This is a genomic window from bacterium (assembly GCA_026398675.1).
In the GTDB taxonomy this organism is placed as follows: domain Bacteria; phylum RBG-13-66-14; class RBG-13-66-14; order RBG-13-66-14; family RBG-13-66-14; genus RBG-13-66-14.
In genome coordinates, this window is sequence record JAPLSK010000141.1 from 1 (window position 1) to 10,264 (window position 10,264).

13 protein-coding genes are annotated in these 10,264 nt (G+C 67.1%); 6 read left to right on the plus strand and 7 right to left on the minus strand.

All coding sequences use genetic code 11. The features are described from left to right. The 4 genes from NTW26_03625 to NTW26_03640 form a co-directional block, all read left to right on the plus strand. Positions 1 to 939 (plus strand): ROK family protein (locus tag NTW26_03625; GenBank protein ID MCX7021364.1); only part of this gene is annotated, 939 nt, incomplete at its 5' end. Between the two features lie 60 nt (positions 940 to 999). After that, positions 1,000 to 1,755, plus strand: coding sequence for a GIDE domain-containing protein (locus NTW26_03630; GenBank protein ID MCX7021365.1), 756 nt, complete (start codon positions 1,000 to 1,002; stop codon positions 1,753 to 1,755). A gap of 11 nt (positions 1,756 to 1,766) precedes the next feature. After that, positions 1,767 to 2,111: a hypothetical protein gene (locus NTW26_03635; protein ID MCX7021366.1), complete on the plus strand. Its 345-nt coding sequence runs from the start codon at positions 1,767 to 1,769 to the stop codon at positions 2,109 to 2,111. Then, the gene (locus NTW26_03640) at positions 2,111 to 2,260 is read left to right on the plus strand and encodes a hypothetical protein (protein ID MCX7021367.1); all 150 of its coding nucleotides are present in this window, start codon (positions 2,111 to 2,113) and stop codon (positions 2,258 to 2,260) included. The genes NTW26_03635 and NTW26_03640 overlap by 1 nt, the downstream gene beginning before the upstream one ends. 274 nt (positions 2,261 to 2,534) lie before the next feature. Here NTW26_03640 and NTW26_03645 read toward each other — a convergent pair whose 3' ends face one another. From NTW26_03645 to prfB, 6 genes are all read right to left on the minus strand, one after another. Continuing rightward, positions 2,535 to 3,740, minus strand: a complete 1,206-nt coding sequence (locus NTW26_03645) for a D-2-hydroxyacid dehydrogenase (protein MCX7021368.1) — start codon at positions 3,738 to 3,740, stop codon at positions 2,535 to 2,537. A gap of 22 nt (positions 3,741 to 3,762) precedes the next feature. Further along, on the minus strand, positions 3,763 to 4,194 hold the full coding sequence (locus NTW26_03650) for a hypothetical protein (protein ID MCX7021369.1): 432 nt from the start codon (positions 4,192 to 4,194) through the stop codon (positions 3,763 to 3,765). Position 4,195: 1 nt separating this feature from the next. After that, entirely contained in the window at positions 4,196 to 4,849 is a 654-nt protein-coding gene (locus NTW26_03655; protein MCX7021370.1) for a methyltransferase domain-containing protein, read from the minus strand. Between the two features lie 6 nt (positions 4,850 to 4,855). After that, a complete protein-coding gene (locus tag NTW26_03660) occupies positions 4,856 to 5,461 on the minus strand; it encodes a hypothetical protein (protein MCX7021371.1) in 606 nt (201 codons plus the stop codon). Between the two features lie 17 nt (positions 5,462 to 5,478). Continuing rightward, on the minus strand, positions 5,479 to 6,378 hold the full coding sequence (locus NTW26_03665) for a site-specific DNA-methyltransferase (protein ID MCX7021372.1): 900 nt from the start codon (positions 6,376 to 6,378) through the stop codon (positions 5,479 to 5,481). Continuing rightward, positions 6,371 to 7,487, minus strand: a protein-coding gene (gene prfB / locus NTW26_03670; GenBank protein MCX7021373.1) for a peptide chain release factor 2 whose coding sequence is annotated in 2 segments (ribosomal slippage) — positions 6,371 to 7,420 and positions 7,422 to 7,487 — 1,116 coding nt in all. Because the reading frame shifts where the segments join, the coding sequence is not laid out codon by codon here. Before prfB ends, NTW26_03665 begins: the two co-directional genes overlap by 8 nt. Before the next feature lie 115 nt (positions 7,488 to 7,602). On the opposite strand from prfB, the gene NTW26_03675 reads away from it, so the two are divergent. Continuing rightward, positions 7,603 to 8,910 (plus strand): M20/M25/M40 family metallo-hydrolase, encoded by a 1,308-nt coding sequence (locus NTW26_03675; GenBank protein ID MCX7021374.1) that lies wholly within the window; start codon positions 7,603 to 7,605, stop codon positions 8,908 to 8,910. Between the two features lie 320 nt (positions 8,911 to 9,230). Here NTW26_03675 and prmC read toward each other — a convergent pair whose 3' ends face one another. Further along, complete coding sequence (gene prmC / locus NTW26_03680; protein ID MCX7021375.1) at positions 9,231 to 9,959, minus strand: peptide chain release factor N(5)-glutamine methyltransferase; 729 nt, start codon at positions 9,957 to 9,959, stop codon at positions 9,231 to 9,233. Positions 9,960 to 9,979: 20 nt separating this feature from the next. On the opposite strand from prmC, the gene NTW26_03685 reads away from it, so the two are divergent. Then, on the plus strand, positions 9,980 to 10,264 hold a 285-nt coding region (locus NTW26_03685; protein ID MCX7021376.1), incomplete at its 3' end, for a hypothetical protein.

The window sequence follows — 10,264 nt, forward strand, 5'->3', positions numbered from 1 at the left end:
GGGACCAACCTCCGGGCGGGTCTGGTGGACCCCTCGGGGTGCGTCGTCGCGGTGACGAAGACCCCGCCGCGCGGGGACCGACGCCCCGCCGTGTTCCTGCGGACGTTGGCGGAGCTCCTGGAGGGGCTCTCCGCCGAGGCCGGGGGCGGACCGGACGCCCTGGCCCTGGCGGTGCCGGGGCCCATGGACACGGGGCGCGGGTGGATCTCCTCGCCGGTCAACCTCCCGGATCTGGGCGAGGCGCCGCTGGCGGAGATGGCCTACGAGGCGCTGGGGCTCCCGGTCACCCTGGTCAACGACGCCACGGCCTTTGCCCTGGGCGAGTACTGGCGCGGCGCGGCGCGGGGGCACCCCTACTGCCTGGGGGTTACCCTGGGCACGGGGGTCGGCGGCGGGGCGGTTCTCGACGGCAAGCCCCTTTTGGGCGTGAAGGGGAACGCCCTGGAAATCGGCCATCTGACCGTGGAGCCGGACGGCAGGCCCTGCAACTGCGGCCGCCGGGGATGCCTGGAGGCCTACGCCTCGGCCTCGGCGGTGCGCCGGCGGGCCATGGAGCTGGCAAAAGAGGGAAGGCTCCCCGACCTCCTCGCGGCGGCGGGGGGCGACCCGGTCAACATAAACGCCCGGCTTGTGACCGAGTCCGCCCGCGCGGGCGACGCGGTTTGCATCGGGCTGCTGGAGGAGGCGGGGCGGTACCTGGGGCGGGGGCTCGCCCTGGCGCAGACCCTTCTGGACGTGGACCTGGCGGTGGTGGGCGGCGGCCTGGCCGGAGCCGGGGAGCTCATCCTCGGGCCCGCCCGGGAGTCCCTCGCCCGGCACCGGTTCCGCACTCCCACCGAGCTGGACGTGGTCGCGGGGGAGCTGGGGGGCGACGCGGGGCTCATCGGGGCTGCAGCCCTCGTTATCGGGGCCGCGGCCCTCGCGAGCGGCCTCTTTTGACCCCCACTTCCCGGCCGGATTTGGTATCCTTCCCCCGGAAAAATAACGACTGGAGGGGCGATGGGTAACATGGGGTTTTTCGTCGGCGGCGGGGTGTGCGTGCTCATCGCCGTCATCGGGTTCTTCGTCCTGGGGGCCGCCCGGCGCAAGCAGGCGGACATCGTCGGCACCGAGACCTACTCGGCCACCGAAATCGCCGACACGTACAAGACCTCCAAGGAGGAGAAGCTCGAGGGCTCCTTCTCATTCCCCTGCGAGCTCAAAGGGACGGTGGCCGCGGAGGGCTACCTGACCGCGCCGCTCTCGGGCAAGCGGGGGGTTTGGTACAGGAGCCTGGTGGAGCGTCAGCGCCAGGTGACCGAGCTGGTCACCGACTCCGAGGGCCGCCGCCAGAAGCGCGTCAATCAGGTCTGGGATACCGTCTCCGACGAGACCGACTCCGTTGACTTCTACGTGGTGGACGGCTCGGGCCGGACGAAGGTCGCGGTGAGGGGGGCCGAAATAATCGGCGCCCACGTCGTCCACGACCGCTTCGAGCCCGAGACCGGCCTCGGAGACAACCGCGTCCTCGGCTACCGCAAGCAGGAGTGGCTCATCCCCGAAGGGGTGAACGTGTACACCCTGGGGGTGGTCACCGACGCCGGTGGAGAGCTGGCCATGCGCAAGACCGGCGACGACCGCTTCATCGTCAGCCTCAAGAGCGAGCAGGAGCTGGTCCGGGAGCTGACCGGCCGGGTGAAGGTCTGGCGCTTCCTGACGCCGGCGCTGGGCATCGTCGGGGTGCTCCTGGTGGCGGCCGGATTCTTCGTCAAATAGCGGGGAGCCCCATGGACGAGCGCGACCTGTCGGCGGAGGGGATACTCCGGTCCACGGGCTTCACCCTGGTGACCGAGATGCACCGCGGGCGGGACATCCACTACGAGAAGACCCTGAGCCTGCTCCGGGGCGGCCTGAAAACCATCTTCCTCCTGCAGCGGAGCAGCACCCTCGTCCTCGGCCCCGCCTTCGATTCCTCCAACGAGTTCATCCCGGCCGGAGCTGGGTCTTGCGGCATCTGGATAACCGTGGCGACGTGGAGAACCAGGTCCGGTTCTTCATCGTCGAGCGGGAGGACGGCAATTGCGAGAGTGTGGTGGTGTTTAAGTTCGGGGGGGAGGATTTCAGCCTGCTGATGAAAGGCCCCGCCGCGGCGCAGCTCCTGGCGGCCGGTCGGGCGCTCTACGAGCGGAGCCCGGGGGTCACCTGGGCCGGGCTGGGGGAGGTGCTGCGGTCCTCGGTGCCGGCGGGCGTGTTCGATAAAAAACTGGCCCCCCTCCTGTAGGGTCTTCCCCCTCTCCCTTATAGGGAGAGGCGCGCCTACGGGTTGGGGTGAGGGTCGAGGTTGGGAGCGTAGAAGCGGCGGCCCGCAGAGGATTCATCCTACGGGGCCGCCCTACGTCATCGCAGGCACGGGCCGGGGTGATAGAAGCGGCGGCCCGCAGAGGGGCCGCCCTACGTCATCGCAGGCACGGGCCGGGGTGAGGGGTGAACTGCCCCCTCTCCCTTCCAGGGAGCGGCGCGCCGACGGGTGGGGGTGAGGGTCGAGGTCGGGAACGTTAAAGCGGCGGCCCGCAGAAGGGCCGCCCTACGTCATCGCAGGCACGAGCCGGGGTGAGGGTCGAGGTCGGGAGCGTTAAAGCGGCGGGGATTAAAACCGAGCGAAGCGAGCTATGCCCCTGGCAAATCCCCGCCCTACAGGTGAGGAGCGGCGCGCCGATAGGCCGGGGGTGAGGGGTGAACTGCCCCCTCTCCCTCCCAGGGAGAGGCTCGCCTACGGGTTGGGGTGAGGGTCGAGGTCGGGACCGTAAAAGCGGCGGGGATAAAAATCCCCGCCCTACGTCTGTGACGGCCGCGAACATCCCCTCGGTCAGGCCCGCCACGTGGGGGGTGATTAAAAGGTTGGGGGTGGTCCAGAGGGGTGAATCGGCGGGCAGCGGCTCATTTTCCAGGACGTCCACCGCCGCGCCGCCCAGGCGCCCTTCGACGAGGGACTTCGTCAGCGCCGCCTCGTCCACGGTGGACCCGCGGCCCACGCTCACCAGAAGCGCCCCCCGCCTGCACGCGGCCAGCCGCTCCGCATTGAGCCAGCCCCGGGTCGCGTCGGTCTCGGGGAGGCAGTTGAAGATGAAGTCCGCGCCCCCGAGCATCTCCCGCCAGCCGTCGCCGCCGAAGACCCGGCTCGCCTCGCGCACCAGCCGCGGCCGGTTCACCATAGCCCACACGTCCACCCCGAAACCGGCCAACCGCCGCCCTATCTCCACCCCGATGCTCCCGAAGCCGAGAATCGCCGCCCGCTTTCCGGCCAGGAGGGCCTGCCGGTACGCCACGGCGTCGGGGTCCCAGCGCCGCTCGGACTGACGGCGCACGACCTCGGGCAGCCGCCGAGCCAGGGCCAATAAAAGCGCCAGCGCATGCTCCGCCACCGCCACCGAGTGCACCCCCCGGGCGTTGGTCAAAAGAATCCCACGCCCGACTATCTCCCCCACCGGGGTGCGCTCCACGCCCGCCGATGCGAGCTGGACCCACTTGAGATTTTCGGCGAGCGCCAGGCGCTCGGAGGTGATGCTCCAGCCGAAGAACACGTCGGCTTGGGGCAGCTCCCGATCGAACTCCTCCCGGTCCCGGCTGGGGACGACGGTGATGTCCGACTCGCCGTCGGAGTCCAGGTCGGAGCCGCCGGTCAAGGCCACGGCCTGCTTGATGTCGGACGCGACGTCGCGCTGGTGTTCCCAGTCGCGGCTGACGAAAACCAAGATTCGCAAACGTGCCTCCCGTGGCGAAAGACTACGGTTTTTCGGTGGTGGGCCCGGCGTCGTCCGGCGCCGGGGTCAGGACGGTCGTCGTGGGGACCGCTTCGGCGCGGACGAGCGCCACCGCCAGGTTGCCCGGCCCCGCCGCCACCGTCTGCTGCGGCGCGTAGCCGTCGGCGCGCAGGTTCAGTATCACCGGGTAGAGCTTTTTCGGGATGGGGATGGAAAAGCGGCCGTCGGGCCCCGATTCGGCGTCGTAGTCCGCCGGGTCGAACCCCACGGGCGGGCTCACCGGCCAGACGGTCACCTCGACCCCGCCCAGCGGCGAATCGCTGACGGCGTCGTAGGTCCGCCCCTCCAGCGGCTCCGCGCCGGGCAGGGAGCAGACGATGACGGCCGTCACCGCCGCCGCCAGCCCCGCCCCGAACCAGATGAACAAACGGTACCAGGGGAGCTGCGCCGGCATCCTACCCCCCGCTCCCCGGGGCGAATAAAAGGGTGTAGTTGAAGAAGCCCCCCCGCTTCGCCGTGCAGGCCAGGCCCGCCTGGGCGCCCCATTTCACCAGCGTCGCCGCCGGGTGGTAGTCGGGGTCGGGGAGCCATTCCTGGACGGCCAGCCTTCCGGTCGGCTTGAGCACCCTCCGGAACTCCCGCAGCGCCGCGACCGGGTCGGGGATTTCGCCCAGGACCATCATCAGGTACACGAGGTCGAAGGAGCCGTCGGGGAAGGGCAGGTGGTTGACGTCGGCGGTGCGCGCCTCGATGTTTTTCACGCCCTCGCGCTCGACCCGCCGCTGGAACTTTTCGATTATTTCCGGCTGGATGTCCACGGCGACGAGCCTTCCCGCGTCCCCGAGTCGCCGGGCGACGGCCAGGGTGTACGTCCCGAGGCCCGGTCCGACCTCCAGCGCGCGCATCCCGGGCTCCGCGCCGAGCTCGGCGACGATTTTCCGGGGCGGGTAGAAGAGCCGCCGGATGGGGTTGTCTATGAGCGGCGCCATCCAGTGCGGCATGGGGCTGGGCCGGGCCAGCCGGAAGAAGCGGGAGACGTTCAGGGCGAGGAATACCGCCAGCGGCAGCCCCGGAAAAATGCACAGCAGAACGATGAGCCAACCGGGCATGGGTTCTTACTTTTTATTGTTCTTCGGGACAGGTTTTCCGTCCTTAACCGTTAAGTCCGTCCTTTTATAGACTGCCTTCCCCTCCAATTTCGCCGCCGGTTTATCCACACCGAAGGTGTGCGTGCGACCGCCACCGCCAGGCCCGGCGCCGCTTCCCTCGTATTTCCAATCCGCAGACGTTAGATATACAACGTCAACCCTCCAGACGATTACAGGTTTTTCGGCTTCGATGCTCATCGTTTTGTCAACGAGGTATCTCCAGACGATGTACCACCCCTCGTGGTTGTAGTGGGCTTGAACGGCCCAGGGCCTTATGCTGGCCTTTGATTCTAGGCAATCATTGGGGGAAGGTCTTTCGCCGCTTCCTCTACGAATCAGGTCCGGGAAGCGGGTTTGGGCGAGGTCGGTCTGACGGTTCTTCTCGTAAACCGACACCGAATCGAGTGCCCTAGTACCCAAGATGCCGACGAAGGCGCTGAAGATGTTCTTCTGCTCAAGGTACACATCTATCAACTCCGTCGCCTCTCGTTCGACGTACTCCACCGCACGGCGTATTTGATCCGCGGTGAGCTGCGGCGGCAGCGGGACCGATCTATCCAGTTCATAACCCACCGACACACCTCGATTCGTTAAAGTGCGGCTAGTTTGGGAATGGCGTTGACCGCCATGTTGTAATACTCTTCGTTGATTTCCAACCCAATTGACTGATACCCGAGGTGCACCGCCGCGGCAACGGTCGAGCCTGATCCCATGAAAGGGTCCAGGACAATTCCCTCTCCGAGGGGGAGGCTCGCCCTGACGATTTTCCGCATAAAATCTTGCGGCTTCAAGCTAGGATGGGGAGCGATGTCCCTCTCCGGACGCCGGGCGGGTGAAGACGGGATCAAATCTTTAAAGGGTTCTTTTCCGGAAACCCGCCGCAAACCACCCGTTTTCCATTTCCGCAGGTTCACAGCGACGGTGCCCTCGATGGGCTTGCGGAAAAGCTCCCAGGGTTCCCAGCATGAGCGGGGCATGACCGTTACGTCGGGGTACTCCTCGTGGGCATTTTTAGGCCTGTCCCCTCCCCGAAGGGTGATTACCTTTCTGATGATGGCGCCCCTTTTTTCAAAGCCGGATTCGATAAATGGTTGGTCAACGTAATGGGATACTAAGGGATTTGTAGCGATAAAAACGTGCGCTCCCGGCACAAGAACCTTCATTAGGCGGTTCGCCAATTTCGAGAAGAAAAAAGAAAGCCGTTGAAAATCACCGCTGTTTAAAACGGTGAAACGAGGCAGAGGACTGCGGCTCTGCCCGTCAAACGTCGGTGGGATGCGCCAGACGCCGCCGTTACCATTTTTCCGCTTTTCCAGTTGGTCCTCATCGTATTCTCGTAGCCCGTAAGGCGGGTCGGTGACCACGGCGTGGATTGAGTCCGATTCTCGCCCGTCTAGCCACTCAAAGGCGTCGCAGTTGAAGATGTCGTATTTCGTTTCTTCAATCTGGGGGCCGATGGATGATATCTGTAATTGGTTCTTTCTATCCATTGGTATTCCTTGCCTTCCCGTGGCTCCAGCGGAGGTACGCCTCCACGAAGCGGTCCAGGTTACCGTCCAGCACCGCCTCCACGTTCGAGGTCTCCTCGCCGGTACGGGGGTCCTTCACCAGCCGGTAGGGGTGCAGCACGTAGTTTCTTATCTGCGAGCCCCAGGAGATGTCGCGCTTGGCCGCCTTGGAGTCGGCTATCTCCTCCTCGCGCTCGCGGCGGTAGTGGTCGGCCAGCCGCGCCCGCAGCACCCGCATGGCGGATTCCTTGTTGTACTTCTGGCTGCGCTCGTTCTGGCAGCTCACCGTGATGCCGGTGGGGAGATGGGTGATGCGCACGGCGGAGTCGGTGGTGTTGACCGATTGCCCCCCGCAGCCCGAGGAGCGGAAAACGTCCACGCGCAGGTCGTCGGGGGTGATCGCGACCTCGACGTCGGTGTCCAGGTCGGGGTAGGCGTAGAGGGCGGCGAAGGAGGTGTGGCGGCGGTGGTTGGCGTCGTAGGGGCTTAATCGCACCAGGCGATGGACGCCGATTTCGCCCCGCAGGTGGCCGAAGACGAGGTCCCCGCGCACGGCGAGGGTGGCCGACTTGATGCCCGCCTCGTCGCCGGGGGTGATTTCCAGCAGCTCCGCCTTCCACCCCTTTAGCTGGAAGTAGCGGGTGTACATGCGCAGGAGCATCTCGGCCCAGTCGGCGGACTCGGTGCCGCCGGCGCCGGGGTGCAGCTCGACGATGGCGTCCTGGTCGTCGTAGGGGCCGGAGAGGAGCGCCTTGGCGGTAAGGGCCAGCGCGCGGTCGGCGAGGCGGTCCAGCTCGTCGGCGATGAGCGCCAGCGCGCTCGCGTCGCCCTCGTCCCGGGCCATCTCCCCCAGCTCCGTGAGTTCGGCGAGCTCTTTTTTCAGGCCCTCGGCGCGGTCGAGTTCCTCGGTCAGGCGGGTGGCCTCGGCGGTGAGCTTGCCGGCCCCCTGGGAATCGCCCCAGAAGCCGGGCTCGGCCATGCGGCGGTTCAGTTCATCGAGCCGGTTGCGCTTGGTCTCCGGGTCAAAGACACCCCCAGAGGTCGGCGACGGCTTTGGTAACGCGCTCCAGGGTGTCGTCGTATTCGGGCATGACGCTCCTCGCGGCGGATTTTTTAAGATTATAGCACGCCGGCTTGGATGTGGAAGCCCCGGCTTAAGTATAATGGACGGTACGGCGTTTCCTTAAAAAAGATAGGGGTTGCGCGATGGACGACGTCTCCCGAATGCGTGACGAGGCCGCCGGGCTCCTGTCGGCCCTGATCCGGTTCAACACCACCAACCCGCCGGGGAACGAGCTCGAGTGCGCCCGGTTCCTCGCGGGCTGGCTCGCCGAACGGGGGGTTCCCGCCGAGGTCGTCCAGAGCTTGCCCGGGCGGGGGAACGTCGCGGCGCTCCTCCCCGGAGATCCTGGCAAGAAGCCGCTCCTGGTGATGGGGCACCTGGACGTGGTGCCGGCGGGCGATTTCGCCAAGTGGAAGCGGGACCCCTTCGGCGGCGAAATCGCCGAGGGGTGCGTCTGGGGCCGGGGGGCCATAGACTGCAAGGGGGTGGTGGCGGCCCAGGCGGTGACGCTGGTGGAGTTGGCGAAAAAAGGCGGCGGCGGGCGGCCGATCCGATTCCTGGCCACGGCGGACGAAGAGGTGGGCGGCGGCGCGGGAATCGGCTGGATAGTCAAGAACCGCCCCGACCTGGCCGACTGCTGGGCCTCACTCACCGAGGGCGGCGGCGAGGTCTACGACATCGGCGACCGGCGCTTCGCCTCCTTCATGATCGGCGAGAAGGGCCAGCTCCGCCTGCGCTTCAACATCCGCGGGACCCAGGAGCACGCCGCCGTGCCGGGTGACCACCAGGCGATGTACGTCCTGGGCGAGGTCCTGCGTAGGCTGGAGAAGCTGCCCCTCGAGTACCGGGTGCTCCCCGCCAATCGGGGGCTCCTGGACCGGCTGGTGGGCGATGACGGGCCCCTGATGCGGCGGCTGGAGCGGGGCGACGCCCGCGCCTGGCAAAAATTCCTCGGGGACGTCGGCCGGATCTCCGCCCGGCTGCCCGCACTCTTCAAGGCCATCTACGCCGACACCCTCGCCCCGACCATGGTCCGGGGCAGCGAAAAGCTCAACATCATCCCCAGCGAGGTGGTCCTCTACTGCGACTGCCGCCTTTTGCCCGGCAGCGAGCCCGAGGACAGGCTGGCTCTTTTCAAGAAGTTGGTGGAAGACCTGCCGGTGGACGTCGCCGTGGAGAACTCCCATCCGGCCAGCGCCTCGCCCCCGGACCACCCGGTGGTGGAGGCGGCGCGGGAGCTCCTGCCCACGTGGGACCCCAAGCTCGAGCTCATCCCCACCATCTGCCTGGGTGGTACCGATTCGCGGCAGCTCCGCTGGGCCGGTTACGACGCCTACGGGTACGTCCCCTTCCCCTCGGAGCCGAACCCGGAGGACATGCCGACGCGGGTCCACGGGTTGAACGAGCGGCTGGAGCTGGAGCTGTTGGGGGCGTTTTACCCCTCACCCTAACCCTCTCCCCAGAGGGGAGAGGGGACAGGTGGCAGCCCTCGCCCCCATCCCCGTCGGCGCGCCGCTCCCTAAAAGGGAGAGGGGTTATGCGGCAGCTCTCACCCTGGTTGCGATGACGTAGGGCGGCCCCTCTGCGGGCCGCCGCGTTTTCTACGCTCCCAACCTCGACCCTCACCCTAACCCTCTCCCCAGAGGGGAGAGGGGATATGCGGCAGCCCTCACCCCGGCCCGTCGGCGCGCCGCTCCCTAAAAGGGAGAGGGGGCCGCTTCACCCCTCTCCCCGGCCCGTAGGCGAGCCTCCCCCCAGAGGGGGGAGGGGACTATTCAAACCGCACCACGGCGACGCGCTCGCGGTCGGCGAGATCGTTTTTTATCTCCACCCGCGCCCCGGCGATTTTTCCGAAAATCCGCCGCACCGCCTCCCCCTGGCCGTCGCCGATTTCGACGAGCGCCAGGCCGCCGGGCTTGAGTAAACTTTTCACTGCCCCGACGAGGCGCCGGATGACCGCCAGGCCGTCCTCGCCTCCGTCCAGGGCCCCGCGCGGCTCGTGGTCGCGCACCTCGGGCTCCAGGCCGCCAATCTCCCCCGCGGGCACGTAGGGCGGGTTGCAGCAGACCAGGTCGGCCCTTTCCGCGAGCCCCGCGCCCAGGTCCGTTTGAATGACTTCGACCCTCCCCGCCGCGCCGCACAGCGCCGCGTTCTCCCGCGTCAGCTCTACCGCCTCCGCCGAGAGGTCGGTCGCCGTCACCCGTAGATTCACCCGGTTCACGGCCAGGGCGCAGGCGATGTTCCCGCAGCCGCAGCCGAGGTCGTAGGCCGACCCGGCGTCCCCGGGTAAATTTTCCAAGGCCAGCTCGACCAGGACCTCGGTCTCGGGGCGGGGGATGAAGACTCCGGCGCGGACCTTCAACGTCAGCCCGTAGAACTCCGTTTCGCCGAGGATGAGCTGGAGCGGTTCGCGTCGGGCGCGGCGCTCGACGTCGGCCCAAAAACCTTCCAGCGCCTCCGGGTCCGGCTCACCCGCGATAAAAATCCCGCCCCGTTTCACGCCACCGACAGGAGGTCGTCATGTACGGAAACCTGGTTGGGTTCGGGATCGTCACATGGATTCTGGTGGTGCTTTTAGCATGGGTGGCGCCGGCGATCGTGGGCTACATCATCGGGAAGAAGAAGGGTAAAGCTGGCGTCGGCTTAATACTCGGCCTTTTCCTCTCCTGGATCGGCGTCGTCATTGTAGCGGTATTGAACGACGATGTGAAGCGCGATCAGGAGCATCAGGAGTCGATGGCGGCGGTGATGGGCGGGGCCAAGGAGATAGTGAAGGTCAAGTGCTCCAAGTGCGGCGCCCTGGTG

Bases quoted from the DNA above. Each gene is read 5' to 3' on its own strand.
- NTW26_03630 (MCX7021365.1), top strand. From the start codon at position 1,000: ATGGGTAACATGGGGTTTTTCGTCGGCGGCGGGGTGTGCGTGCTCATC.
- NTW26_03635 (MCX7021366.1), top strand. From the start codon at position 1,767: ATGGACGAGCGCGACCTGTCGGCGGAGGGGATACTCCGGTCCACGGGC.
- NTW26_03640 (MCX7021367.1), top strand. From the start codon at position 2,111: ATGAAAGGCCCCGCCGCGGCGCAGCTCCTGGCGGCCGGTCGGGCGCTC.
- NTW26_03650 (MCX7021369.1), bottom strand. From the start codon at position 4,194: ATGCCGGCGCAGCTCCCCTGGTACCGTTTGTTCATCTGGTTCGGGGCG.
- NTW26_03655 (MCX7021370.1), bottom strand. From the start codon at position 4,849: ATGCCCGGTTGGCTCATCGTTCTGCTGTGCATTTTTCCGGGGCTGCCG.
- NTW26_03665 (MCX7021372.1), bottom strand. From the start codon at position 6,378: ATGGATAGAAAGAACCAATTACAGATATCATCCATCGGCCCCCAGATT.
- NTW26_03675 (MCX7021374.1), top strand. From the start codon at position 7,603: ATGGACGACGTCTCCCGAATGCGTGACGAGGCCGCCGGGCTCCTGTCG.